Raw genomic sequence first — 25,782 nt, 5'->3', positions numbered from 1 at the left:
CATGGCTAACATTCCAACGATTTCTTTCGACGCCATCATTATTGGTGGTGGCGGTGCCGGCATGCGCGCTGCGCTGCAGCTGGCTCAAGGCGGCCACAAGACTGCCGTAATCACCAAGGTTTTCCCGACCCGCTCGCACACTGTGTCGGCACAGGGCGGCATCACCTGCGCAATCGCGTCCGCTGACCCGAACGATGACTGGCGCTGGCACATGTACGATACCGTCAAGGGTTCCGACTACATCGGTGACCAGGACGCTATCGAATACATGTGTCAGGAAGGCCCGGCCGCTGTATACGAACTGGACCACATGGGTATGCCGTTCTCGCGTACCGAGCAGGGTCGTATCTACCAGCGTCCATTCGGCGGTCAGTCGAAGGATTACGGTAAAGGCGGCCAGGCTGCCCGTACTTGCGCTGCTTCCGACCGTACCGGTCACGCGCTGCTGCACACCCTTTATCAAGGCAACCTGAAAGCCGGTACCGTGTTCCTGAACGAGTACTACGCTGTTGACTTGGTAAAGAACGCCCAAGGCGACTTTGTCGGTGTTATCGCTATCTGCATCGAGACCGGCGAAACCACCTACATCCGTGCCAAGGCTACCGTTCTGGCCACCGGCGGTGCAGGTCGTATCTATGCCTCCACCACCAATGCCCTGATCAACACCGGTGACGGCGTCGGCATGGCACTGCGTGCCGGCGTGCCGGTTCAGGACATCGAAATGTGGCAGTTCCACCCGACCGGCATCGCCGGCGCCGGTGTACTGGTTACAGAAGGTTGCCGTGGTGAAGGTGGTTACCTGATCAACAAGCACGGCGAGCGTTTCATGGAGCGTTATGCTCCGAACGCCAAAGACCTGGCTGGTCGTGACGTTGTTGCCCGTTCGATGGTTAAAGAAATCATCGCTGGCAACGGCTGTGGCCCGAACGGCGACCACGTGATGCTCAAGCTCGACCACCTGGGCGAGGAAGTGCTGCACAGCCGTCTGCCAGGCATCTGCGAACTGTCGAAAACGTTTGCACACGTTGACCCGGTTGTCGCTCCGGTTCCGGTTGTTCCTACGTGCCACTATATGATGGGCGGCGTTGCCACCAACATTCATGGTCAGGCGATCACTCAGGACGCCGAAGGCGTAGACACCATCATCCCTGGCCTGTTCGCTGTAGGCGAAGTGGCTTGCGTATCGGTTCACGGCGCCAACCGTCTGGGCGGCAACTCGCTGCTCGACCTGGTGGTGTTCGGCCGTGCTGCCGGCCTGCACCTGGAAAAGGCGCTGACCGACGGCATCGAATACGACGAAGCCACCGACGCCGACATCAATGCCGCCCTGGCGCGTCTGTCCGCTCTGAACGAGCGTACCGATGGCGAAGATGTGGCTACCCTGCGTCGCGAGCTGCAAAGCTGCATGCAGAACTACTTCGGTGTATTCCGTACTGGCGAATACATGCAGAAGGGTATTGCCCAGTTGGCCGACCTGCGCAAGCGTATCGCCAACGTGAAGATCAACGATAAGTCGCAGGCTTTCAACACTGCGCGTATCGAAGCTCTGGAACTGCAGAACCTGCTGGAAGTGGCTGAAGCCACCGCCATCGCTGCCGAAGTACGTAAAGAGTCCCGCGGTGCTCACGCCCGTGAAGACTTCGAAGACCGTGACGACGAAAACTGGCTGTGCCACACCCTGTACTTCCCGGGTGAGAAACGCGTTGCCAAGCGTGCCGTGAACTTCTCGCCGAAGACTGTTCCGACTTTTGAACCTAAGATTCGGACTTATTAAGGGTGACCGCCATGTTGCAAGTCAGTGTTTATCGCTACAACCCTGATCAGGACGCTGCGCCGTTCATGCAGGAATTTTCGGTCGATACCGGTGGTAAAGACTTGATGGTGCTGGACGTGCTGGCCCTGATCAAAGAGCAGGACGAGGGTTTCTCCTATCGTCGCTCTTGCCGTGAAGGCGTCTGCGGTTCGGACGGCATGAACATCAACGGCAAAAACGGCCTGGCGTGCATCACGCCGCTGTCTGCCGTCGTAAAAGGTAACAAGTTGATCGTTCGTCCTCTGCCAGGTTTGCCGGTTATTCGTGACCTGGTCGTCGATATGAGCATCTTCTACAAGCAATACGAGAAGGTTAAGCCTTACCTGCAGAACGATACGCCGGCTCCGGCCATCGAGCGTCTGCAGTCCCCTGAAGAGCGTGAAAAGCTCGACGGTCTGTACGAGTGCATCCTGTGCGCTTGCTGCTCGACTTCGTGCCCGTCCTTCTGGTGGAACCCGGACAAGTTCCTGGGCCCGGCTGCCCTGCTGCAAGCGTACCGCTTCCTGGCAGACAGCCGCGACACCAAGACGTCCGAGCGTCTGGCTTCGCTGGATGACCCGTTCAGCGTATTCCGCTGCCGCGGGATCATGAACTGCGTCAACGTATGTCCGAAAGGCCTGAACCCGACTAAGGCCATCGGTCACATCCGTAACATGTTGCTCTCGAGCGGCGTGTGATTCAGCTGTTGTAAATGTAGTACTGCTGTGCCGTAGAGGCTTCGGCGCGGGCTTCAACCCGCGCCGTAGCTATAACCAGAGCAGCTGCTTTAAAGGCAGCGGCTCTTATTTTGAAGAAATGAGACAAGCAGGGGCATCCGGGCTGGTACCCGGACTATCAGTGTGATCCTAGTGGCTTGTTTTGGTCGCTGCATTCGGACTTCTGCAAGTTTGCTCGGTGTCGACACCGGTGGTGTTCCCCTAACCGAGGGTGACCAAGCATGCAAGAAAGCGTGATGCAGCGCATGTGGAACAGCGCCTACCTGTCCGGTAGTAACGCTGCCTATGTGGAAGAGCTCTACGAGCTCTACCTGCACGACCCTAACGCTGTGCCAGAAGAGTGGCGCACCTACTTCCAGAAGTTGCCTGCTGACGGCAACTCTGCCACCGATGTTTCGCACTCCACAATTCGCGATCATTTCGTCCTGCTGGCAAAGAACCAGCGCCGCGCCCAACCGGTTTCCGCCGGCAGCGTGAGCAGTGAGCACGAGAAGAAGCAAGTTGAAGTGCTGCGATTGATCCAGGCCTACCGTATGCGTGGCCACCAGGCATCCCAGCTTGATCCGCTGGGGCTGTGGCAGCGTCCTGCACCTGCAGACCTGTCGATCAATCATTACGGCTTGACCAATGCCGATCTTGATACGACCTTCCGTGCCGGCGACCTGTTCATCGGCAAAGAGGAAGCGAGCCTACGCGAAATTCACGAAGCGTTGCAGCAGACATATTGCCGCACCATCGGCGCTGAATTTACGCATATCACCGATTCCGAGCAGCGCCAGTGGTTCCAGCAGCGTCTGGAAAGCGTGCGCGGTCGTCCGACGTACTCCGCCGACATCAAGAGCCACCTGCTCGAGCGCGTGACTGCTGGCGAAGGCCTGGAAAAATACCTGGGCACCAAATACCCGGGCACCAAGCGTTTCGGTCTGGAAGGCGGCGAAAGCCTGATCCCGATGCTCGATGAGTTGATCCAGCGTTCCGGTTCCTACGGCACCAAGGAAATCGTCATTGGCATGGCCCACCGTGGCCGTCTGAACGTGCTGGTCAACACCTTCGGCAAGAACCCGCGCGAGCTGTTCGACGAGTTCGAAGGCAAGAAGAAGGTCGAGCTGGGTTCCGGTGACGTTAAATACCACCAGGGCTTCTCGTCCAACGTGATGACCACCGGCGGTGAAGTTCACCTGGCCATGGCGTTCAACCCGTCCCACCTGGAAATCGTTTCTCCAGTGGTCGAAGGTTCGGTTCGCGCCCGTCAGGATCGTCGCAACGACCCTACCGGTGAGAAGGTTCTGCCGATCTCCATCCACGGTGACGCGGCATTCGCCGGTCAAGGCGTGGTGATGGAAACCTTCCAGATGTCGCAGACCCGCGGTTTCAAGACCGGCGGCACCGTGCACATCGTGATCAACAACCAGGTCGGTTTCACCATCAGCAACCCGCTGGACTCGCGTTCCACCGAGTACGCGACCGACGTCGCGAAAATGATCCAGGCGCCGATCCTCCATGTGAATGGTGATGATCCGGAAGCCGTATTGTTCGTGACCCAGCTGGCCATCGACTACCGCATGCAGTTCAAGCGTGACGTAGTGATCGACCTGGTCTGCTACCGTCGTCGCGGCCACAACGAGGCCGACGAGCCAAGCGGCACCCAGCCGATCATGTATCAGCAGATCACCAAGCAGCGCACCACCCGTGAGCTGTACGCTGATCGTCTGACTCAGGCCGGTGTACTGGACGCTGAACGTGTTCAGGCCAAGGTCGACGAGTACCGCAACGCGCTGGACAACGGTCTGCACGTAGTGAAGAGCCTGGTCAAAGAGCCGAACAAAGAGTTGTTCGTGGACTGGCGTCCGTATCTGGGCCACGCCTGGACCGCGCGTCACGACACTCGTTTCGATCTGAAGACCTTGCAGGAACTGTCCGCCAAGCTGCTGGAAATCCCGGAAGGCTTCGTGGTTCAGCGCCAGGTTGCGAAGATCTACGAAGACCGTCAGAAGATGCAAGCCGGCGGCCTGCCGATCAACTGGGGTTACGCCGAAACCATGGCGTACGCGACCCTGGCGTTCGAAGGTCACCCGATCCGCATGACTGGCCAGGACATCGGCCGCGGTACGTTCTCGCACCGTCATGCCGTGTTGCACAACCAGAAAGACGCAGGGACTTACATCCCGCTGCAGAACCTGTACGACGGTCAGCCACGCTTCGACCTGTACGACTCGTTCCTGTCCGAAGAAGCGGTACTGGCGTTCGAATACGGTTATTCGACCACCACGCCTAATGCCCTGGTTATCTGGGAAGCCCAGTTCGGCGACTTCGCCAACGGCGCCCAGGTTGTAATTGACCAGTTCATCACCAGTGGCGAGCACAAGTGGGGCCGTCTGTGCGGTCTGACCATGCTGCTGCCGCACGGTTATGAAGGTCAGGGTCCGGAGCACTCCTCGGCTCGTCTGGAGCGTTACCTGCAGCTGTGCGCCGAGCACAACATTCAGGTGTGCATGCCGACGACGCCGGCTCAGATCTACCACTTGCTGCGCCGTCAGGTGATTCGCCCGCTGCGCAAACCATTGGTAGTCCTGACTCCGAAGTCGTTGCTGCGCCACAAGCTGGCCATCTCGACGCTGGAAGATCTGGCCGAAGGTTCGTTCCAGACCGTTATCCCGGAAATCGATGCCCAAGACCCGAAAAAGGTCGAGCGCGTTGTTCTGTGTAGCGGCAAGGTCTACTACGACCTGCTGGAAAAACGCCGTGCCGAAGGTCGTGACGACATCGCCATCGTGCGTATCGAGCAGCTGTACCCATTCCCTGAGGACGACTTGAAAGAAGTCCTGGCTCCTTATACCAACGTCAAGCATGCCGTTTGGTGTCAGGAAGAGCCGATGAACCAGGGTGCGTGGTACTGCAGCCAACACCACATGCGTCGCAGCATCAGCAACCTCAACAAGTCTCTCGTACTCGAGTACGCGGGCCGTGAGGCTTCTGCTGCACCTGCATGCGGTTACGCATCGATGCACGCCGAACAGCAGGAACAACTGCTGCAAACGGCCTTTACTGTTTAACGCCTTCGCGCACCTGAAACCGAATTTAAGGAACCACAGACAATGGCTATCGAGATCAAAGCCCCCACTTTCCCGGAATCGGTTGCCGATGGCACCGTTGCCACCTGGCACAAACAACCGGGCGACGCGGTCAAGCGCGACGAGCTGATCGTCGACATCGAAACCGACAAAGTCGTACTGGAAGTGCTGGCCACCGCTGACGGCGTGCTGGGCGCTATCGTCAAGGGCGAAGGCGAGACCGTTCTGTCCGACGAAGTCCTGGGCTCCATCGAAGCGGGCGGCGCTGCTGCCGCTCCAGCCGCTGCCGCTCCGGCTGCCACTGCCCAAGCTGCTGCTCCTGGCGCTGAAGGCGAAGACGATCCTGTTGCTGCACCGGCTGCTCGCAAGCTGGCTGAAGAAAACGGCATCAACATCGCTTCCGTTGCCGGCACCGGCAAAGGCGGTCGCGTGACCAAGGAAGACGTGGTTGCAGCCGTTGCTGCCAAGAAAGCCGCTCCGGCTGCCGCGCCTGCCAAGGCTGCTGCTCCTTCGGCTGCCGCTCCTGTGTTCGCCGCTGGCGACCGCATCGAGAAGCGCGTACCGATGACCCGCGTTCGCGCCACCGTGGCCAAGCGTCTGGTTGAAGCTCAGTCGAACATGGCGATGCTGACCACTTTCAACGAAGTCGACATGACCGAAGTCATGGCGCTGCGTTCGAAGTACAAGGATCTGTTCGAGAAGTCCCACAACGGCGTGCGCCTGGGCTTCATGTCGTTCTTCGTGAAAGCGGCCACCGAAGCGCTGAAACGCTTCCCGGCTGTCAACGCCTCGATCGACGGCGGCGACATCGTTTACCACGGCTACGCTGACGTCGGCGTTGCAGTGTCCAGCGACCGCGGCCTGGTTGTACCGGTTCTGCGTAACGCCGAACTGATGAGCCTGGCTGAAATCGAAGGCGGCATCGCCACTTTCGGCAAGAAAGCCCGTGACGGCAAACTGTCGATGGACGAAATGACCGGTGGTACTTTCACCATCACCAACGGTGGTACCTTCGGTTCGATGATGTCGACCCCGATCGTCAACCCGCCACAAGCAGCCATCCTGGGCATGCACAACATCATCCAGCGTCCTATGGCCATCAACGGCCAGGTCGTTATCCGTCCGATGATGTACCTGGCACTGTCCTACGATCACCGTCTGATCGATGGCAAAGAAGCTGTAACCTTCCTGGTGACCATCAAGAACCTGCTGGAAGATCCGGCTCGTCTGTTGCTGGATATCTGATAGAAGCAGCCATGAGCTGCAAGTCGGGCGGGCGGAAAACCCGCGGCCTGGCTTGCAGCTTGCGGCTTGAAGCTTTTCGCTAAAGAGGATTTTTTGAATGTCGCAGAAATTTGACGTAGTAGTGATCGGCGCTGGCCCTGGCGGCTACGTGGCTGCCATCAAGGCCGCCCAACTGGGTCTTTCGACCGCCTGCATCGAGAAGTACACCGACAAGGATGACAAACTGGCTCTGGGCGGTACTTGCCTGAACGTCGGCTGCATTCCGTCCAAGGCGCTGCTGGACAGCTCCTGGAAGTACAAGGAAGCCAAAGAAGGCTTCGCGATCCACGGTATCAACCACGCCGGCGTGACCATGGACGTGCCAGCGATGGTCGGCCGTAAAGCCACAATCGTCAAAGGCCTGACCTCCGGTGTCGCGACCCTGTTCAAAGCCAACGGTGTGACCTCCATCCAGGGTCACGGCAAGCTGCTGGCCGGCAAGAAAGTCGAAGTCACCAAGCCAGACGGTTCGGTAGAAGTCATCGAAGCCGAGAACGTCATCCTGGCCCCAGGTTCGCGTCCGATCGACATTCCACCGGCTCCGGTTGACCAGAATGTGATCGTCGATTCGACTGGCGCCCTGGAATTCCAGGCCGTGCCTAAGCGCTTGGGCGTTATCGGCGCTGGCGTGATCGGTCTGGAACTGGGTTCGGTATGGTCGCGTCTGGGTGCAGAAGTGACTGTCCTGGAAGCCCTGGACACTTTCCTGATGGCAGCAGACACCGCTGTCTCCAAGGAAGCGCTGAAAACCCTGACCAAACAGGGTCTGGACATCAAGCTGGGCGCTCGCGTGACCGGCTCCAAAGTGAACGGCGACGAAGTCGTGGTGAACTACACCGATGCCAACGGCGAACAGACCATCACTTTCGACAAGCTGATCGTAGCCGTTGGTCGCCGTCCGGTGACCACTGATCTGCTGGCAGCCGACTGCGGCGTGACCCTGGACGAGCGCGGTTTCGTGCACGTTGATGATCACTGCGCTACCACCGTACCGGGCGTTTACGCCATCGGCGACGTGGTTCGCGGCATGATGCTGGCGCACAAGGCCTCGGAAGAGGGCATCATGGTCGTCGAGCGCATCAAGGGTCACAAGGCCCAGATGAACTATGATCTGATCCCGTCGGTTATTTATACTCACCCGGAAATCGCGTGGGTTGGTAAAACCGAGCAGGCCTTGAAGGCTGAGGGCGTTGAAGTTAACGTTGGCACCTTCCCGTTCGCAGCCTCTGGCCGTGCCATGGCTGCCAACGACACCGGTGGTTTCGTCAAGGTCATCGCTGATGCCAAGACTGACCGCGTACTGGGCGTCCACGTGATTGGCCCAAGCGCTGCCGAACTGGTTCAGCAGGGCGCAATCGGTATGGAATTCGGCACCAGCGCTGAAGACCTGGGCATGATGGTTTTCTCCCATCCGACCCTGTCTGAAGCCTTGCACGAAGCTGCTTTGGCAGTGAATGGCGGCGCCATCCACATCGCCAACCGCAAGAAGCGTTAAGACATAATAAGAAACCACGGCGGTCTGGCCCGTCGTGAGCCTTGCACGCAAGACTCACCGCGGAATATCCGCTGGACGCAGTCTTGCGTAGCTGCACCGGTTGTCCGGAAAGGCTACGCAAGCAGCAGTCACAGGTGGTGCGGCACTTGAACAAGTGCAGCACCGAATGCGCAGTACCTAACGAAGACGGTAAAAAGCATGAATCTTCACGAGTATCAGGGTAAGCAGCTGTTCGCTGAATACGGCCTGCCAGTTTCCACTGGTTACGCAGTAGACACCCCGGAAGCAGCAGCAGAAGCTTGCGACAAAATCGGCGGCAGTGAGTGGGTTGTCAAAGCCCAGGTCCACGCCGGTGGTCGCGGTAAAGCGGGCGGCGTCAAGCTGGTTCGCAGCAAAGAAGACGCCAAAGCCTTCGCACAGCAGTGGCTGGGCAAGCGTCTGGTGACTTACCAGACTGACGCCAATGGTCAGCCAGTCACCAAGATCCTGGTTGAATCGTGCACTGATATCGCTAAAGAGCTGTACCTGGGCGCTGTCGTTGACCGTTCGAGCCGTCGTATCGTGTTCATGGCTTCCACCGAAGGTGGCGTGGACATCGAGAAAATCGCTCACGACACTCCAGAAAAAATTCTGAAAGCCACTATCGATCCACTGGTTGGCGCTCAGCCATTCCAGGGTCGCGAGCTGGCATTCCAGCTGGGTCTGGAAGGCAAGCAAGTTGCTCAGTTCGCCAAGATCTTCGTAGGTCTGGCCAAGCTGTTCAAGGATCACGATCTGGCCCTGCTGGAAGTGAACCCGCTGGTGATCAAGGCTGACGGCGATCTGCACTGCCTGGACGCCAAGATCAACATCGACGCCAACGCCATGTACCGTCAGCCTAAGCTGAAGACTTTCCACGATCCGTCGCAAGACGATCCGCGCGAAGCGCACGCTGCCAAGTTCGAGCTGAACTACGTGGCACTGGAAGGCAACATCGGTTGCATGGTCAACGGTGCTGGCCTGGCCATGGGTACCATGGACATCGTCAACCTGCATGGCGGCAAACCAGCCAACTTCCTCGACGTGGGCGGCGGTGCTACCAAAGAACGCGTTACCGAAGCGTTCAAAATCATTCTGTCCGACACCAACGTCGCTGCAGTACTGGTTAACATCTTCGGCGGCATCGTTCGTTGCGACATGATTGCCGAAGGCATCATCGGTGCAGTGAAAGAAGTCGGCGTGAAAATCCCGGTTGTTGTTCGCCTTGAAGGCAACAACGCTGAGCTGGGCGCTAAAGTACTGGCAGAAAGCGGTTTGAACATCATCGCGGCTACCAGCCTGACCGACGCTGCTCAACAAGTTGTCAAAGCTGCGGAGGGCAAATAATGAGCGTCCTGATCAATAAAGACACCAAAGTTATCTGCCAGGGTATTACCGGTTCGCAAGGTAGTTTCCACACCCAGCAAGCCATCGAGTACGGCACCAAGATGGTTGGTGGTGTAACTCCGGGCAAAGGCGGCACCGAGCACCTGGGTCTGCCAGTGTTCAACACCGTTAAAGACGCAGTAGAAGCCACTGGCGCAACCGCCAGCGTTATCTACGTTCCGGCTCCTTTCTGCAAAGACTCGATCCTGGAAGCTGCTTTCGGCGGCATCAAGCTGATCGTGTGCATCACCGAAGGCATTCCTACCCTGGACATGCTGGACGCTAAAGTTAAGTGCGACGAGCTGGGTGTCATCCTGATCGGCCCTAACTGCCCAGGCGTGATCACCCCAGGCGAATGCAAGATCGGCATCATGCCAGGTCACATTCACTTGCCAGGCAAGGTCGGTATCGTTTCCCGTTCCGGCACCCTGACCTACGAAGCTGTGAAGCAGACTACTGACGCCGGTTTCGGTCAGTCGACTTGCGTCGGCATCGGTGGTGACCCGATCCCGGGTTCGAACTTCATCGACATCCTGAAGCTGTTCCAGGAAGACCCGAAGACCGAAGCGATCGTGATGATCGGCGAGATCGGCGGTTCGGCTGAAGAAGAAGCGGCTGCCTACATCAAGGCACACGTGACCAAGCCGGTTGTTTCCTACATCGCTGGTGTGACTGCTCCTCCGGGCAAGCGCATGGGCCATGCTGGCGCAATCATCTCTGGCGGCAAAGGCACTGCAGACGAGAAATTCGCTGCTCTGCAAGACGCAGGCGTTAAGACCGTGCGTTCGCTGGCAGACATCGGCAAGGCCCTGGCCGAGCTGACCGGTTGGGCTGTCAAGTAAGCCTCGCGCTTAGCTGACGCTTCACCAAACAAAGGCCACCTTCGGGTGGCCTTTGTCGTTTCCGGGGTTTGTATTATTTGTGGCGAGGGGGTTGCCCCCGTTCGGCTGCGCAGCAGTCGCAAAACCAGCTTTCATTGACTACCTGACAACGTGCAATCGCCTGCATACGGGGCTGCTTTGCAGCCCAACGGGGGCAAGCCCCCTCGCCACAGGGTTCTGTGAAGGTAAATTAGATATGTAAATGCGACATGGAAATGTCGCGTATCGGAATGTTCGCCCCCAAACAGTGCGTTTGTCAGACAAATTCGTTAGGCTACGCGCCATTTTTGCGTCCGCAGCCCACAAGGCCGTAACGCGCTTAAAGGGTTGGTCCCATACGGACCGACAGCATTTCCCTCACCCATAGGGAAATCCCTCTCTAAATTCCGATTCAGTAGTGTGGTATTTCCTTAATGAAAGTGTTGAAAGGCCAGGACATCCTGGCACTTGGTTTTATGACGTTTGCCCTGTTCGTCGGGGCTGGCAACATCATCTTCCCGCCTATCGTCGGTTTGCAGTCCGGCCCCAACGTCTGGATGGCGGCGCTGGGCTTCCTGGTCACCGCAGTCGGTCTGCCGGTGATCACCGTTGTCGCCCTGGCCAAGGTCGGCGGGGCAATGGATGCATTGAGCAGCCCGATCGGTAAAATTGCCGGTGGCCTGCTGGCAGCTGCCTGCTACCTGGCCGTCGGCCCGTTGTTCGCGACTCCGCGTACCGCGACGGTATCGTTTGAAGTCGGCCTGGCACCGTTGACCGGCGAAAGCCCGCTGGCGCTGTTCCTCTACAGCTCGGTGTACTTCCTGCTGGTGTTCTTCATCTCGTTGTACCCGGGGCGTCTGCTCGATACCGTGGGGCGTTTTCTCGCACCGTTGAAGATCGTCGCCCTGGCCGTGCTGGGCATCGCGGCATTTGCCCTGCCGGCGGGTGACATCGGTGTCGCCACACCGGAATACGTTGCCGCACCGTTCTCCCAGGGCTTCATCAATGGTTACCTGACCATGGATACCTTGGGCGCGTTGGTCTTTGGCATCGTCATCGTCAACGCCATCCGTTCCCGTGGCGTCGAGTCGCCGGCGCTGATCACCCGTTACGCGATCATTGCCGGTCTGATCGCCGGTCTGGGCCTGGTGCTGGTTTATGTCAGCCTGTTCCGCCTTGGTTCCGGCAGCCATGAAGTGGCCGCCGGTGCAACCAACGGTGCGGTGGTATTGCACGCCTACGTGCAGCACACCTTCGGCTCGCTGGGCAGCGGTTTCCTGGCCGTGCTGATTTCCCTGGCCTGCCTGGTGACGGCGGTCGGCCTGACCTGTGCCTGCGCTGAATACTTCAGCCGTGTGCTGCCACTGTCCTACAAGACCCTGGTGATTATCCTGGCCGCGTTCTCCCTGCTGGTGTCCAACCTGGGGCTGACCAAGCTGATTGCGTTCTCGATCCCGGTGCTGACCGCGATCTACCCGCCATGCATCGCTCTGGTGGCCCTGAGCTTCTGCAAGGATTTCTGGCATGAGCAGGGCCGCATTGTCGGTCCGGTGATGCTGGTGTCGTTCATCTTCGGTCTGATCGATGCCCTCAAGGGCGCCGGCCTGGCGGACTGGATGCCGGAGCAGATGTCTCACCTGCCATTGAGTGAGCAGGGCTTGGCCTGGCTGGTGCCGTCGGTGATGACGCTGGTGGTTGCGGTGGTTTGCGATCGTCTGCTGGGCAAGCGCGAAGAAGCGCTGGCTTAAGCTGCTTATTGGCCCGCCACAAGCGGGTCTCGAGCCTTGAAGAAATGCCCCGTATCAATCGATGCGGGGCATTTTTTTATGGAGTGGATGCAGTGTCTTTTTTCTTGGGCTAACGTCGAAGCAATGCAAAACCCGAATGTGGGGGCTGCTCTTGTGGCGAGGGGGCTTGCCCCCGTTGGACTGCGTAGCAGTCCCGGAACACTGGTAAAGGGCCGCTACGCGCCCCAACGGGGGCAAGCCCCCTCGCCACAAAGGCCCCTCACACAAAGGCCCCTCACACAAAAGCCCGCGCCCACAAGGTTTCGGTGTTCTGCCACTACATCACAAGGACCTGCATGTCGTTCATCCAAGCCAATTTGATCCACATCCTCGCCGCCCTCTGGTTCGTCATCTGCTGGGGTGGCTACACCCGTTACGCAACGTGGAAGGGCCGCGACACCGCGTGCCTGGCCAGTGTGCTGCATCTGTACCGTGAGGACTGGATGCGTCGCATGCTGCTGCGCGATAACCGCATTGCCGACGCCAGCGTGATTGGCAATCTGGAGCGCAACGCATCGTTCTTCGCCTCCAGCACACTGATTATCCTCGCCGGTATTCTCACCGTGCTCGGCGCATCAGAGCGGGCAGTCTCGTTGCTGGCGGATATCCCGATGGTGCAGCAAGCCTCCCAAGGCATGTCCGAGATCAAGCTGCTGTGCCTGGCGCTGGTGTTCGTCTATGCATTCTTCACCTTCAGCTGGTGCATGCGCCAATACAACTTTGCAGCGATTCTGGTTGGCTCGGCGCCCATGGTCGGCGAGCGCCTTGTTTCCGAACAAGAGCGCAAAGCCTTTGCCGCCCGGGCGGCACGGGTGATCTCCATGGCCGCCAACCAGTTCAACTTCGGCCTGCGTTCCTACTACTTCGGCATGACCATGCTGGCCTGGTTCGTCAGCCCCTGGCTATTCATGTTGATGAGTGCCGGCGTGGTGCTGGTGTTGTATCGCCGCGAGTTTCATTCCGACGTTCTCGACGTGATGGTCTATACCCCTACAGAGGCGCCGTTGCCTGAGGTGAATAAAGAGGCCGCTTGATGAGTATTCCGTTCTGGTGTGTGTTTATCAGTGCACTGTTGATTTATGTCGCCCGCATGCCGGTGGCCAAGGCCATGAAAGAGCAGGGCGGTTACGACAATCACCTGCCGCGTCAGCAACAGGCACAGCTCACAGGTTTCGGCGCCCGCGCGGTTGCGGCTCATCAGAACAGTTTCGAGGCGTTCATATTGTTCGCGGTGGGGGTGTTGATGGCGCATACCACTCAAACGGCGGGATGGCTGATCGACGCGTTTGCAATCATCTTTGTGATTGCACGAATCCTGTACCTGTTGTGCTACTGGGCAGACCTGGCCTGGCAGCGCAGTCTGGTGTGGTTGGTTGGGCTGGTGTGTTCGTTGTTGCTGATGGTCAGTCCGACTTTCAGAACGATCTTGCTGTAAACAAAAAATCGCAGGCAAAAGAAAACCCGCAGCAGGCGGGTTTTCTTTATCACGCTAAAAACTGTTTTAGTTTTTAGGTGCAGCTTCTTTTGCAGCGGCTTCGTTCGATTCAGCCTGAGCTTTGGCGGCTTCGGCGTTTTCTTTCGCAGCGTCGTTCACTTTATCCTGAGCTTTGTTCATGTCCTGCTGAGCTTGCTCGGCGTGTTGGTTTGCATCTTGAGCTTTGTCCTCGGATTTTTTATCGCAGGCAGCGAGACCGAGGGAAGCGGTCAACATCAAGGCAATAGCTAAAGTCTTACGCATGGGGTGTCTCTCCTTATGGAAAATATCTACTTGGCCTTTCGAGCACAGGCATCAGGGTTAAGTTCCTCAAAACCTTCAGATATATATGTTTAGTCTAAAACGGAACTTTTGCAGGGGTTTTTACCCCAGAGCGCGGACACTCATCAGAGTTTAATGAAATGGCTGAAAACCCCGTTTTTGAGCGCGCAACACGGTTTATGTCGGCCCTGCGGCACTGTCAGGTACTCGGTTTGCAGGTTCACAGCGCCAGCAACGATGGAATGACGATCATTCTGCCCTACAGCCGGCAAATCGTTGGTAATCCACAGACCGGGGTCATTCACGGCGGTGCCTTGACCACATTGATGGATACGGCGTGTGGCATGGCCACGCTCTGCGTGCTGCCCGAATTCGAAGTCTGCCCGACCCTCGATTTGCGCATCGATTACATGCATGCCGCCGAACCACACAAAGATGTTTTCGGCTTTGCCCAGTGTTACCGAGTGACCACTGACGTGATTTTCGCCCGTGGCTTTGCCTATCAGGACGATCCCGAACAACCGATCGCGCATGTAGTCGGCACCTTCATGCGCATGGGCACGGGCATCAAGGGCGGCAAAGGCATGGCCGGCAGGATTGCCGGAGGTGCGAAATGACTGAGTTTTTGCAGGAGCAATTGCGCCAGGCCCATGAGCAGGGCGACTACGCCTCGCTGCTCGATCTTATTCCCTACGCCAGACTGATCGGTGTCGAATGCTCTCGCGTTGGCGATGAGTTGCTGTTCCGCCTCCCGGCCAACAAGGACAACATCGGCAACCCGCTGTTGCCGGCAATCCATGGGGGGGTGATTGCCGGTTTCATGGAATTGTCAGCAGCCTTGCACCTGCTGATTTTTACCGGCTCGCCCGGAGTGCCGAAGATCATCGACTTCTCCCTGGACTATTTACGGGCGGGACAATTTCGCGACACCTGGGCCCGTTGCCAGGTTTGCCGCCAGGGCCGCCGGGTCGCCAACGTGGCGATTACCGCCTGGCAAAGCACCGAGGCCGAACCCATCGCGACGGCCCGGGCACATTTCAAACTCCAGGAGCCCTTGAAATCCTGAACGGCGCCCCAAACTCTGATGACAACCCGCCGCCGACCCTCAAGGTCGCGGCTTATGCCATCTGATTGGAGTTTGATGACCATGAGTGTGGAAACTCAAAAGGAAACCCTGGGCTTCCAGACCGAGGTGAAGCAACTGCTGCACCTCATGATCCATTCGCTGTATTCCAACAAGGAAATTTTCCTTCGCGAATTGATCTCGAACGCCTCTGACGCCGTCGACAAGTTACGCTTCGAGGCCTTGGCCAAACCAGAATTGCTGGAAGGTGGCGCGGAACTGAAAATCCGTGTGAGCTTCGACAAGGACGCTAAAACCGTCACTCTCGAAGACAACGGCATCGGCATGAGCCGCGAAGATGCGATCACCCACCTGGGTACTATCGCTAAATCCGGCACCGCAGATTTCATGAAGCACCTGACCGGTGATCAGAAGAAAGATTCGCACCTGATCGGTCAGTTTGGTGTTGGTTTCTACTCCGCCTTCATCGTCGCCGACAAAGTCGACGTGTTCAGCCGTCGCGCCGGCAGCCCGGCCAGCGAAGGCGTACATTGGTCGTCCAAAGGCGAAGGCGATTTCGAAGTTGCAACCGTCGACAAGGCCGAGCGCGGCACTCGCATCGTCCTGCACCTGAAGTCCGGTGAAGACGAGTTCGCCGATGGTTGGCGCCTGCGCAACATCATCAAGAAATACTCCGACCACATCGCCTTGCCGATCGAGTTGCCAAAAGAAGTGGCCGCTGTCGAAGGCGAAGAGCAGCCGGCTGTCGAATGGGAAACCGTCAACCGCGCCAGCGCCCTGTGGACCCGTCCTCGCACCGAAATCAAGGACGAGGAATACCAGGAGTTCTACAAGCACATCGCTCACGACTTCGAAAACCCGCTGAGCTGGAGCCACAACAAGGTCGAAGGCAAGCTGGAATACAGCTCGCTGCTGTACGTGCCGACCCGTGCTCCGTTCGACCTGTACCAGCGTGAAGCGCCAAAGGGCCTGAAGCTGTATGTACAGCGCGTGTTCGTCATGGATCAGGCTGAGTCCTTCCTGCCGCTTTACCTGCGTTTCATCAAGGGCGTGGTTGACTCCAATGACCTGTCGCTGAACGTGTCGCGGGAGATCCTGCAGAAAGACCCGATCATCGACTCCATGAAGTCGGCGTTGACCAAGCGCGTCCTGGACATGCTGGAAAAACTGGCGAAAAACGAGCCTGAGCAGTATCAGGGCTTCTGGAAAAACTTCGGCCAGGTCATGAAAGAAGGCCCGGCGGAAGACTTCGCCAACAAAGAGAAAATCGCCGGCCTGCTGCGTTTCGCCTCGACCAACGGTAACGACGGCGAACAGGTTGTCGGCCTGGCCGAGTACCTGGCCCGCGCCAAGGAAGGTCAGGACAAGATCTACTACCTGACTGGCGAAACCTACGCGCAAGTCAAGAACAGCCCGCACCTGGAAGTCTTCCGCAAGAAAGGCATCGAAGTGCTGTTGCTGACCGACCGCATCGATGAGTGGCTGATGAGCTACCTCAGCGATTTCGACGGCAAGAGTTTTGTCGACGTGGCTCGCGGTGACCTGGACCTGGGCAATCTGGATTCGGAAGAAGACAAGAAAGCCGCAGAAGAGGTCGCCAAGTCCAAAGAAGGTCTGGTTGAGCGTCTGAAAACCGCGTTGGGCGAGTCCGTGGCTGAAGTTCGGGTATCCCATCGTTTGACCGATTCCCCGGCGATCCTGGCCATCGGTGAACAGGACCTGGGCCTGCAGATGCGGCAGATCCTCGAAGCCAGCGGTCAGAAGGTTCCGGATTCGAAGCCGATTTTCGAATTCAACCCGGCTCACCCGCTGATCGAGAAGCTCGACAACGAGCAGAGCGACGAGCGCTTCGGCGACCTGTCGCACATCCTCTTCGATCAGGCAGCCCTGGCGGCCGGTGACAGCTTGAAAGACCCGGCGGAATATGTGCGCCGACTGAACAAGCTGTTGGTCGAGTTATCGGCTTAACTGTGTTGCAGAAAAACCCGCTTCGGCGGGTTTTTTCATTCTGGTGTTCAACAATCAGGAGTCACAAATGAGCCAAGTCACTGTACGTTCCGTTGTCTATCAGATTGACGGCCAGCCGTATGAAAGTCGTGTGGCCTTCGACGCTGACCATAAAGGCCCGCGCCCGGGCCTGTTGATGGCGCCGAACTGGATGGGCGTCAGCGCCGGTGCCGAAGAGATTGCCAAATCGGTGGCAGCCAAGGGTTACGTGGTGTTGATCGCGGACATCTATGGCCAATCACTTCGCCCGCAGAACAACGACGAGGCGGGCGCGGCGATGATGCCGTTGAAGGATGACCGGGCATTGCTGCGCAAGCGCATGCAAGTGGCGTTCGAACAGCTGCAAAGCCAGGGTGAGGCGGTGGTCGATAGCTCGAAACTGGCGACGTTCGGTTTCTGCTTTGGCGGTTGCTGTGCGCTGGAGTTCGCCCGTACCGGTGCGCCAGTGAAAGCGGCGGTGTCGTTCCATGGCACCCTCGATACGCCGAACCCGGCCGATGCGAACGACATCAAGGGCAAGGTGCTGGTGCTGCACGGCGCTTCCGATCCATTGGTGCCCAAGGAGCAACTGCCGGCGTTCGAAGAGGAAATGAACGCGGCCGGGGTGGACTGGCAGTTGCTCAGCTACGGCGGTGCGTTCCACTCGTTCACCGACCCGCACGCCCAGGTGCCGGGGATGATGATGTATGACGCGAAGATCGCGGCTCGGGCGTTCACCTCGATGCACAATTTGCTGGATGAAGTGTTCAAGGGGTGACTCAGTCGGCGCCTGTACCGGCCTCTTCGCGAGCAAGCCCGCTCCCACAGGGTTTGATTCACCGTCGAACCCTGTGGGAGCGGGCTTGCTCGCGAAGGGGCCAGCACAGGCACCAGAGAAATCAGGGCAACTCGATCCGCTCAACTTCCCCCGGCACTGTCGGCCAATCCCCGGCCGCCCAGCGCCGGCGTGCTTCGTCGATAGCCGCCGGGTCGCTGGCGACAAAATTCCAGTTGATCCGTCGTGGCCCATCCAGCGGCGCACCGCCAAACAGCACCGCATGACAGTCGCTCTCGGCGAACAGTGTCATTTCTTCCCCGACCGGCAGCACCACCAGCGAATGCGGCTCCAGTAGTTCGCCATCCAGTTGCACCTCGCCGCTCAATACATACAGCGCACGCTCTTGATGCTCGGTGGGAATCACCAGCGTCGTCGCCGTTTGCAGCTCCAATTGCGCGTACAGCGTCGGTGAAAGCACCGGCACTGGTGATTCCAGGCAAAAGCCTGTTCCGGCAATCATGCGGATCTTCACCCCAAGGTTTTCGCTGACCGGCAGTGTCGCCGCCGGATGATGGCTGTAGTGCCCCGGCCCCTGTTCGTGATCCCTGGGCGAGGCCAGCCAGATCTGCAGGCCATGCATCGTGAAACCGCTGTCCTTCAGAGCTTGCGGCGTGCGTTCTACGTGGGCAATGGCACTGCCTGCGGTCATCCAGCTGACGTCTCCGGCGTCCACCACCTGATCGGAACCGAGGCTGTCCTTGTGCTGGATCTGCCCCTGGAACAGGTAGGTGAGGGTGGACAGGCCGATATGTGGATGCTGGCGGATGTTCATGCCTTTACCTGCCGGATAACGGGTTTCCAGCATGTGGTCAAAAAACACGAATGGCCCGACGCTGCGACATTTGGCCGACGGCAATGGACGCAGAATCGGCTGGCCTTCTACATCTTCGGCGCGAGGGCGGATCACGAGCGGAGTGTTCATGGTGCATTCCAGGTTGAGCGGGTGATGCGGTCGAGCATAACCCGCTTGCTCAGCCCTTGCCGCTATTGGCTGAACGCACCTTCGGACAGGTGAGTTTCGATGCTGACGTCGCTGGTGGTCATCAGCTTGTGGATCGGGCAGCGATCGGCCACACGATGCAGTTCATCGCGCTGGGCATCGGTGAGCACGCCCTTGAGGGTCAGTTTGACGTGCAGCGCGTATTGGCCTTTGTTCTCCTGACTGTTGTCGCGCTTGACCTCGACGCCTACTCCAGTGAGCGGAATGTCTTTTTTCCTGGCATACAGCTTCAGGGTCAGGGCTTTGCAGGCGCCCAGTGCGGCATCGAAATAATCGTGGGGTTCCGGTGCCGAGCCTTCTCCACCCGAGGAAACCGGGACATCGGCAAAGAGTTCGTGATCGTCGATTTGTACGCTGTGGCGAAAACCTTCGGCGGAGACGGTATTGACGGTAACAGTCATAGCAAACCTCGCTGGTAGCAGGAAAAATCATTCGATCAAAAAGATCTTGAAGGTATAGAGCATTACGCTGGATTCGCGTTCCAATGGATTGCTTCGGGGGCAAATCAAAAGATCGCAGCCTGCTGCAGCTTAGAGATCGGTGTAGGGGCTGCCGCAGGTTGCGATCTTTTGATTCACAAAAAAAAGCCCCGCGAGTGCGGGGCTTGTCGTATCGGTGCGGATCAGTTGCCTTTGACGGCCTTGCCGTTGACCTTGCCGTCCAGGAGCATGATGTTGTACTCCTTGCCGTCGGTTTCGACCTGTTGCAGGCGAACCAGCAGATAGTCCCAGTCCTTGGCGAACCACAGCACGGTGATGCGCTTGCTTTGTGTCGGGTCGCGTACGCGCTCGACCTTGATCGCATCGATCTGGCCGGCCTTGGTGTCGACTTTTTCCGGACCCAGCACGCGGAAGTCATAGGTATCGACTTCGCCATCATCGACCACCTGATAGCTCATGCTTTTCTTGCCAGCGGCGACGTCGTGCTGCAGCGCCAACTGGTAGGTGGATTTATCGAGCATGCCACGGTTGAGTGGAATCTTGACCGCGTCACCGCGATCGGTCCCGGTGACCATTTTGCTGGCCCAGTCGAAGTCCAGGTCGGCCTTCTTGGCCTTGCCCAAACCGCCACGTTCGAAGTGGTAGGACTGTGGCAGCAAGGTGTCCTTGTCCAGGGTCAGGGTGCTTTCTTCGGTCAGGCTGGCGATCATCATCGACGCCTTGAAGCTGAGCTTCCATTTTCCATCGCCGAGACTTTCCAGGTTGCGTTCGGCGGTACCGCTCATGGGCAACTGTTTCCAGTCGGCGGTGTAGCTGGCGGAGAAAGGTTGAAGTTCTGCCGCCTGGGCAAAGGGCAGGGCGAGCAGAGCGCAAGCGAAGAGCAGGGCGCGACGCATAAAATCTCCTAGGGTCGAATCAAGTGGCCGCTGGCCGCAAGTAACTGTCCATCCAGTAAAGCACCTTGCTCGCCGAGCAATAAACGATCTTCGGCAAACCAGCGTACGGCCATCGGGTAGATCAGGTGTTCCTGAACATGGACTCGCTGCGCCAGACTCTGCGGCGAATCCTGCAACTCTACGGGTATTACTGACTGTACGACCAGTGGTCCGCCATCGAGTTCCTCGGTGACGAAGTGAACGGAGCAGCCGTGTTCGGTGTCGCCGGCCTCCAACGCGCGCTGATGGGTGTGTAACCCCTTGTATTTGGGTAGCAGCGACGGGTGGATATTGAGCAGGCGACCCTGATAGTGGCGCACGAATCCGGCGCTGAGAATGCGCATGAATCCGGCCAGTACCACGAGTTTTGGGTTGAAGGCGTCGATCAGTTCGATCAGCGCGGCATCGAAGGCTTCGCGGCCCTCGAACGCCTTGTGATCCAGGGTACGGGTGTCGATACCCGCATCCCTGGCGCGTTGCAGGCCGTAGGCGTCGGCACGATTGGAAATCACCGCGGCGATGCGGACCGGGCTGTCGCCGGTCCGCGTGCTGTCGATCAAGGCCTGCAAGTTACTGCCGGAGCCGGAGAGCAGCACCACGACATCACAGGTGTTGGACATCCGCTCTTGCATCAGTGTGCCTTGAGGTTCTTCAGTTCGACCTGGGCCGCGCCTTCGGCAGCGGTGGAGATCTGACCGATGACCCATGGCTGTTCGCCGGCTTCGCGCAGAACCTTCAGGGCGGTTTCTACGTGCTCTTGAGCCACGCAGATGACCATGCCCACACCGCAGTTCAGCACGCGGTGCATTTCGTTTTCGTCGACGTTGCCTTGCTCTTGCAGCCAGTCGAACACTGCCGGGCGGGTCCAGCTCGCCACGTCAACCACCGCCTGGGCGCCTTTTGGCAGAACGCGCGGGATGTTGTCCAGCAGGCCGCCACCGGTGATGTGGGCCATGGCTTTGACAGCGCCGGTTTCCTTGATCAGCTTGAGCAGCGGCTTCACGTAGATACGGGTCGGGGCCATCAGCAGGTCGGTCAGGGGCTTGCCGTCGAGCTGGGTGTTTTCGATGTCGGCACCGGACACTTCGATGATCTTGCGGATCAGCGAGTAACCGTTGGAGTGCGGGCCGGAAGACGGCAGGGCGAGCAGGGCATCGCCGGCAGCGACTTTGGAGCCGTCGATGATTTCGGATTTTTCCACGACGCCGACGCAGAAGCCGGCCAGGTCGTAGTCTTCACCTTCGTACATGCCCGGCATTTCAGCGGTTTCACCGCCGACCAGGGAGCATCCCGACAGTTCGCAGCCTGCGCCGATACCGGTCACAACCTGAGCAGCGGTGTCGACGTTCAGTTTGCCGGTGGCGTAGTAGTCGAGGAAGAACAGCGGCTCGGCGCCGCACACCACCAGGTCATTGACGCACATGGCAACCAGGTCGATGCCGATGCTGTCGTGCTTGTTCAGGTTCAGTGCCAGGCGCAGCTTGGTGCCGACGCCGTCGGTACCGGAAACCAGCACAGGCTGCTTGTAGCCAGCCGGGATTTCGCAGAGGGCGCCGAAACCGCCCAGGCCGCCCATGACTTCCGGGCGCGCAGTGCGCTTGGCGACGCTCTTGATGCGTTCGACCAATGCTTCACCGGCGTCGATGTCTACACCGGCGTCCTTGTAGCTCAGGGAGGGTTGCTTGCTCATGATCCAGGCCTTTAGGGGGGATTTCTGGGTAACGACCGAGCCCAGCGGGAACGCCGAAACTGCGTAGGCGAGAGCCTTGCACGCTATTCGGACACTGCCCGGCTGTTGCCGGTCTGCGAAGGCGCGCGATTTTATCAGGCTTGAGCCGCAGCGGCCATCCTCAGGCCGACCACAGGGTCATATCCGCTTAAAAAAACCGCTACAGACTCGGTGTCGGTGGCATCCTGCACGGCTGTATAAAGGTATCGCAATTAACCGGCTATCGTTATGACAGTGCGAAAACTTACCCGGTACCTGTGAATGTTTTGCGTCGGGCGAGGGTCACAGCCTTGCTCTATTGTCTTCATGCGGTCAGTTCCAGCCGCTCTTGTCGTCAGGAATCTTCCATGCGTTTATGTAAATTCTTGTTTGTGGGTTGTCTGTCCTTGTTCAGCCTGATCAGCCATGCAGAAACCGTCAAAGGCCTTTATCAGGTGCGCGAGCCGGTGAATGGGCAGTCCGCAGAGGAGCGCGATCAGGCCACTCAGCGGGCACTCGATACGCTGGTGGTGCGCCTGACCGGCGATCCAAAAGCCGCGCAAAGTCCGGGTTTGGCGGCCATTCGCAAGGACCCTCAGCAAATCATCAGCCAGTACGGCTTTGATGCCGGACCACCGGAAGTGTTGAAAGTCGATTTCGATCCGGGCACCACCGAGCAGGCCTTGCGCCGTGCCGGATTACCCATGTGGGGCGCTAATCGGCCGTCGATCCTGGGCTGGTGGCTGAACGAATCTGCCGAGGGAACCAGCCTGGTGGGTGACGGTCAGGCCAGCGCGGCGCCGCTGCGGCGGGCGGCCCAACACCGTGGTTTGCCCTTGCGTCTGCCGCTGGCGGACCTGAATGAGCAGATAGTAGCCACCGCGCCGAACCTGGAAAGCGCCGATCCGGCACCTTTGCATGCTGCCTCCGAGCGCTACAACGCCGATGCGTTGCTGGCGGTGCATGCCCGTGAGGAAGGTGGGCAATGGCAAGCCAATTGGCGGCTGTGGCTGGGCGACCAGAAAGAGGCAGGCAGCGTCCAGGGTGCTGATCAGGCCGGCGTGGCCGATGCAGTCATGCTGGAGGTCAACGAGCGCCTGGCGCCTCGATTCGTCGCCAAGCCGGGCGCTACGGGGCAGCAATTGCTCGAGGTGCAGGGCATGAACCTTGAGCGGTATGCGACGCTTGGGCGGTTGCTGGAGCCCTTTGGCGGGCGTGTGCAAAGCGTCAATGGCGAGCGGATTCTCTATCGGGTCAATGGCAGCGCCGACCAGTTGCGTGCGCAACTGTCGCTGGCGAGGTTGCAGGAGCAGCCGGTGAGTGCGCCGCCAGCCCCGGCTCAGCCTGCGGCAGACGGTTCGGCACCGGCTGTTGTGCCTGCGCCTGCGCCTACGCCTCAGTTGAGTTTTCGCTGGTAGTTTTTCTTTCCTTATATAAAAGCAGGAGTTGTGCATGGCCGATACGCGGCAGTGGTTTTGGCTTGGTGGGGTGGTCCTGCTTTGTGGTTTTTTCTGGTTGCTGCATCCGATCCTGACGCCGTTCCTGGTGGCGTTGCTGCTGGCTTATCTGTTTGATCCGGTGGTCGACCGGCTGGAGAAGGCCGGGCTGTCACGGACCTGGAGCGTGGTAGCGGTGTTTGCGCTGATTACCCTGATCTTCAGCGCGCTGCTTTTGGTGCTGGTGCCAATGCTTGCCAGGCAGTTGTTTCATTTGTATGAGCTGGCGCCGCAAATGCTCGACTGGCTGCAGCATACGGCGTTGCCCTGGGCGCAATCGAAGTTCGGATTGTCGGAAGGTTTCTGGAAATTCGACAAGCTAAAGGCGGCAATCAGCGAGCATGTGGGCCAGACATCCGACATTGTCGGCGTGGTACTCACGCAAGCAACGGCTTCAGGCTTGGCGTTGATTGGCTGGCTGGCCAATCTGGTGTTGATTCCGGTGGTCAGTTTTTACCTGCTGCGCGATTGGGATCTGATGATGGCCAAGATCCGCGGCCTGCTGCCCCGTGATCGCGAAGAGCGCGTTGTCGCCCTGGCGGATGAATGCCATGAAGTACTCGGTGCGTTCATTCGCGGGCAGTTGCTGGTGATGGTGGCATTGGGCGTGATTTACTCCGCCGGCCTGATGCTGGTGGGCCTGGAGCTGGGGCTGTTGATCGGGATGATTGCCGGCCTGGCCGCGATTGTGCCGTACATGGGGTTTATCATCGGCATTGGCGCGGCATTGATCGCGGGTCTGTTCCAGTTTGGTGGCGATCTGTATCCGATGATGGGCATCGCCGCCGTCTTCATGGTCGGCCAGGCGCTGGAGGGCATGGTGCTGACGCCGCTGTTGGTGGGCGACCGGATTGGCCTGCACCCGGTGGCAGTGATCTTCGCGATTCTGGCCGGTGGTGAGCTGTTCGGATTTACCGGCGTGCTGCTGGCGTTGCCCGTTGCGGCGGTGATCATGGTGCTGGTGCGACATATGCATGACCTATATAAGGTTTCAAATGCCTATGGCAACGTAGAGGGGCCTGGGCAATAAGGTTGTCGCCGGGGTTCATCGGGCTACCCGGTTTGATGCCGGGGTGGCCCTTGTCCGTCATCTGACTGTCACATGTACCGCCAAAGAAACTGTCATAAAACCAGTGCGTTAACGCAAACCTTTGATTTTGCTTGTGGTCTGTCGCATTGTGCGGCCAGCTTCACGGGTATAAACTTCGCAAACTTTACACAGAGGCCACTAACGGTTCCTTTGGAACTGTTCAGTCAGCATGAAACCGATTCAGCTGCCCCTAGGTGTGCGTCTGCGTGACGACGCCACCTTTATCAACTATTACCCAGGCGCCAACGCCGCTGCACTCGGCTATGTCGAGCGGCTGTGCGAAGCCGACGCCGGCTGGACCGAGAGCCTGATCTACCTCTGGGGCAAGGACGGGGTAGGGCGTACGCATCTGTTGCAGGCGGCTTGCCTGCGTTTCGAGCAGTTGGGGGAGCCTGCGGTGTATCTGCCGCTGGCTGAATTGCTCGATCGCGGCATTGAGATTCTCGACAACCTCGAACAATACGAGCTGGTCTGTCTGGATGATCTGCAGGCGGTGGCCGGAAAAGCCGACTGGGAAGAAGCACTGTTTCATCTATTCAATCGCTTGCGCGACAGTGGCCGACGTCTGCTGATTGCAGCATCGACCTCGCCTCGCGAATTGCCGGTCAAGCTGGCGGATCTCAAATCCCGCCTGACCCTGGCGCTGATTTTCCAGATGCGTCCGCTTTCCGATGAAGACAAATTGCGTGCCCTGCAATTGCGCGCTTCACGTCGCGGTCTGCACCTGACCGACGAAGTCGGGCATTTCATCCTCACTCGCGGTACCCGCAGCATGAGTGCGTTGTTCGAGTTGCTCGAGCGTCTCGATCAGGCCTCGCTCCAGGCTCAGCGCAAGCTGACCATCCCGTTCCTCAAAGAAACCCTGGGCTGGTAGAGCCCGCTAAAACCGGGGCTTTTGGCCGGCTCGGCATATTTCAGGCGCCAGAAAACACGCTTTCCTGCAGGGTTGCAGGCTGCGCGACTTTTCAAAATGGGCTTAAGCGCTTAGATGTTAACGAGAAACTGATAAGTCACAAAAA

Annotated in this window: 23 protein-coding genes; 17 read left to right on the top strand and 6 right to left on the bottom strand. The window is 58.7% G+C overall.

The features are described from left to right. Nucleotide 1: 1 nt before the first annotated feature. The 10 genes from sdhA (at nucleotide 2) to KW839_RS18675 (ending at nucleotide 13,865) form a co-directional block, all read left to right on the top strand. Entirely contained in the window at nucleotides 2–1,774 is a 1,773-nt protein-coding gene (gene sdhA, locus KW839_RS18720) for a succinate dehydrogenase flavoprotein subunit (protein ID WP_060541474.1), read from the top strand. Nucleotides 1,775–1,785: 11 nt separating this feature from the next. Next, nucleotides 1,786–2,490: a succinate dehydrogenase iron-sulfur subunit gene (locus KW839_RS18715; RefSeq protein WP_060541475.1), complete on the top strand. Its 705-nt coding sequence runs from the start codon at nucleotides 1,786–1,788 to the stop codon at nucleotides 2,488–2,490. A gap of 260 nt (nucleotides 2,491–2,750) precedes the next feature. Beyond that, on the top strand, nucleotides 2,751–5,582 hold the full coding sequence (locus KW839_RS18710; protein ID WP_218425150.1) for a 2-oxoglutarate dehydrogenase E1 component: 2,832 nt from the start codon (nucleotides 2,751–2,753) through the stop codon (nucleotides 5,580–5,582). 42 nt (nucleotides 5,583–5,624) lie between these two features. Continuing rightward, the gene (odhB, locus tag KW839_RS18705) at nucleotides 5,625–6,845 is read left to right on the top strand and encodes a 2-oxoglutarate dehydrogenase complex dihydrolipoyllysine-residue succinyltransferase (protein ID WP_218425149.1); all 1,221 of its coding nucleotides are present in this window, start codon (nucleotides 5,625–5,627) and stop codon (nucleotides 6,843–6,845) included. Between the two features lie 97 nt (nucleotides 6,846–6,942). Further along, nucleotides 6,943–8,379 (top strand): dihydrolipoyl dehydrogenase, encoded by a 1,437-nt coding sequence (gene lpdA, locus KW839_RS18700; RefSeq protein ID WP_060541478.1) that lies wholly within the window; start codon nucleotides 6,943–6,945, stop codon nucleotides 8,377–8,379. Between the two features lie 198 nt (nucleotides 8,380–8,577). Further along, entirely contained in the window at nucleotides 8,578–9,744 is a 1,167-nt protein-coding gene (gene sucC / locus KW839_RS18695; RefSeq protein ID WP_007919879.1) for an ADP-forming succinate--CoA ligase subunit beta, read from the top strand. After that, the gene (gene sucD, locus KW839_RS18690) at nucleotides 9,744–10,625 is read left to right on the top strand and encodes a succinate--CoA ligase subunit alpha (RefSeq protein WP_060541479.1); all 882 of its coding nucleotides are present in this window, start codon (nucleotides 9,744–9,746) and stop codon (nucleotides 10,623–10,625) included. The genes sucC and sucD overlap by 1 nt, the downstream gene beginning before the upstream one ends. Nucleotides 10,626–11,077: 452 nt before the next feature. After that, entirely contained in the window at nucleotides 11,078–12,391 is a 1,314-nt protein-coding gene (brnQ, locus tag KW839_RS18685; RefSeq protein ID WP_060541480.1) for a branched-chain amino acid transport system II carrier protein, read from the top strand. Nucleotides 12,392–12,726: 335 nt separating this feature from the next. Then, the gene (locus tag KW839_RS18680; protein ID WP_060541481.1) at nucleotides 12,727–13,464 is read left to right on the top strand and encodes a DUF599 domain-containing protein; all 738 of its coding nucleotides are present in this window, start codon (nucleotides 12,727–12,729) and stop codon (nucleotides 13,462–13,464) included. Then, nucleotides 13,464–13,865: an MAPEG family protein gene (locus tag KW839_RS18675; protein WP_218425148.1), complete on the top strand. Its 402-nt coding sequence runs from the start codon at nucleotides 13,464–13,466 to the stop codon at nucleotides 13,863–13,865. Before KW839_RS18680 ends, KW839_RS18675 begins: the two co-directional genes overlap by 1 nt. Nucleotides 13,866–13,931: 66 nt before the next feature. Here the strand turns inward: KW839_RS18675 and KW839_RS18670 are convergent, their stop codons facing one another. After that, nucleotides 13,932–14,168 carry a hypothetical protein gene (locus KW839_RS18670; RefSeq protein WP_034146354.1) on the bottom strand — a complete coding sequence of 79 codons (237 nt, stop codon included), beginning with the start codon at nucleotides 14,166–14,168 and terminating at the stop codon, nucleotides 13,932–13,934. Nucleotides 14,169–14,326: 158 nt separating this feature from the next. Between KW839_RS18670 and KW839_RS18665 the strand changes: the two genes are divergently transcribed. The 4 genes from KW839_RS18665 (at nucleotide 14,327) to KW839_RS18650 (ending at nucleotide 18,034) form a co-directional block, all read left to right on the top strand. Next, nucleotides 14,327–14,803 (top strand): PaaI family thioesterase, encoded by a 477-nt coding sequence (locus KW839_RS18665; protein WP_060541483.1) that lies wholly within the window; start codon nucleotides 14,327–14,329, stop codon nucleotides 14,801–14,803. Next, nucleotides 14,800–15,252 (top strand): PaaI family thioesterase, encoded by a 453-nt coding sequence (locus tag KW839_RS18660; RefSeq protein ID WP_060541484.1) that lies wholly within the window; start codon nucleotides 14,800–14,802, stop codon nucleotides 15,250–15,252. The genes KW839_RS18665 and KW839_RS18660 overlap by 4 nt, the downstream gene beginning before the upstream one ends. An 81-nt stretch (nucleotides 15,253–15,333) precedes the next feature. Next, nucleotides 15,334–17,238, top strand: coding sequence for a molecular chaperone HtpG (gene htpG / locus KW839_RS18655; protein ID WP_218425147.1), 1,905 nt, complete (start codon nucleotides 15,334–15,336; stop codon nucleotides 17,236–17,238). Nucleotides 17,239–17,305: 67 nt separating this feature from the next. Continuing rightward, a complete protein-coding gene (locus KW839_RS18650) occupies nucleotides 17,306–18,034 on the top strand; it encodes a dienelactone hydrolase family protein (protein ID WP_218425146.1) in 729 nt (242 codons plus the stop codon). A gap of 121 nt (nucleotides 18,035–18,155) precedes the next feature. Here the strand turns inward: KW839_RS18650 and KW839_RS18645 are convergent, their stop codons facing one another. The 5 genes from KW839_RS18645 to purM all read right to left on the bottom strand — a co-directional run bounded on the left by KW839_RS18645 (nucleotide 18,156) and on the right by purM (nucleotide 22,159). Beyond that, on the bottom strand, nucleotides 18,156–19,016 hold the full coding sequence (locus tag KW839_RS18645; RefSeq protein WP_060541486.1) for a pirin family protein: 861 nt from the start codon (nucleotides 19,014–19,016) through the stop codon (nucleotides 18,156–18,158). 62 nt (nucleotides 19,017–19,078) lie between these two features. Then, the gene (locus KW839_RS18640) at nucleotides 19,079–19,495 is read right to left on the bottom strand and encodes an OsmC family protein (RefSeq protein ID WP_218425145.1); all 417 of its coding nucleotides are present in this window, start codon (nucleotides 19,493–19,495) and stop codon (nucleotides 19,079–19,081) included. A gap of 221 nt (nucleotides 19,496–19,716) precedes the next feature. Then, entirely contained in the window at nucleotides 19,717–20,430 is a 714-nt protein-coding gene (locus KW839_RS18635) for a DUF3108 domain-containing protein (protein WP_218425144.1), read from the bottom strand. Between the two features lie 8 nt (nucleotides 20,431–20,438). Beyond that, nucleotides 20,439–21,089, bottom strand: coding sequence for a phosphoribosylglycinamide formyltransferase (gene purN, locus KW839_RS18630; RefSeq protein ID WP_060541594.1), 651 nt, complete (start codon nucleotides 21,087–21,089; stop codon nucleotides 20,439–20,441). Between the two features lie 11 nt (nucleotides 21,090–21,100). After that, nucleotides 21,101–22,159, bottom strand: coding sequence for a phosphoribosylformylglycinamidine cyclo-ligase (gene purM, locus KW839_RS18625; protein WP_060541489.1), 1,059 nt, complete (start codon nucleotides 22,157–22,159; stop codon nucleotides 21,101–21,103). A 386-nt stretch (nucleotides 22,160–22,545) separates the two neighbouring features. Here purM and KW839_RS18620 point away from each other — a divergent pair, with 386 nt between their 5' ends. From KW839_RS18620 to hda, 3 genes are all read left to right on the top strand, one after another. Continuing rightward, a complete protein-coding gene (locus KW839_RS18620) occupies nucleotides 22,546–23,595 on the top strand; it encodes a DUF2066 domain-containing protein (RefSeq protein ID WP_218425143.1) in 1,050 nt (349 codons plus the stop codon). A 34-nt stretch (nucleotides 23,596–23,629) separates the two neighbouring features. Further along, a complete protein-coding gene (locus KW839_RS18615; protein ID WP_218425142.1) occupies nucleotides 23,630–24,703 on the top strand; it encodes an AI-2E family transporter in 1,074 nt (357 codons plus the stop codon). A gap of 229 nt (nucleotides 24,704–24,932) precedes the next feature. Beyond that, a complete protein-coding gene (hda, locus tag KW839_RS18610; RefSeq protein WP_007898944.1) occupies nucleotides 24,933–25,637 on the top strand; it encodes a DnaA regulatory inactivator Hda in 705 nt (234 codons plus the stop codon). Nucleotides 25,638–25,782: the final 145 nt, after the last annotated feature.

Source organism: Pseudomonas sp. PDM31 (genome assembly GCF_019218965.1).
Classification (GTDB): domain Bacteria; phylum Pseudomonadota; class Gammaproteobacteria; order Pseudomonadales; family Pseudomonadaceae; genus Aquipseudomonas.
This window is presented reverse-complemented; position numbering and strand designations above follow the sequence as displayed.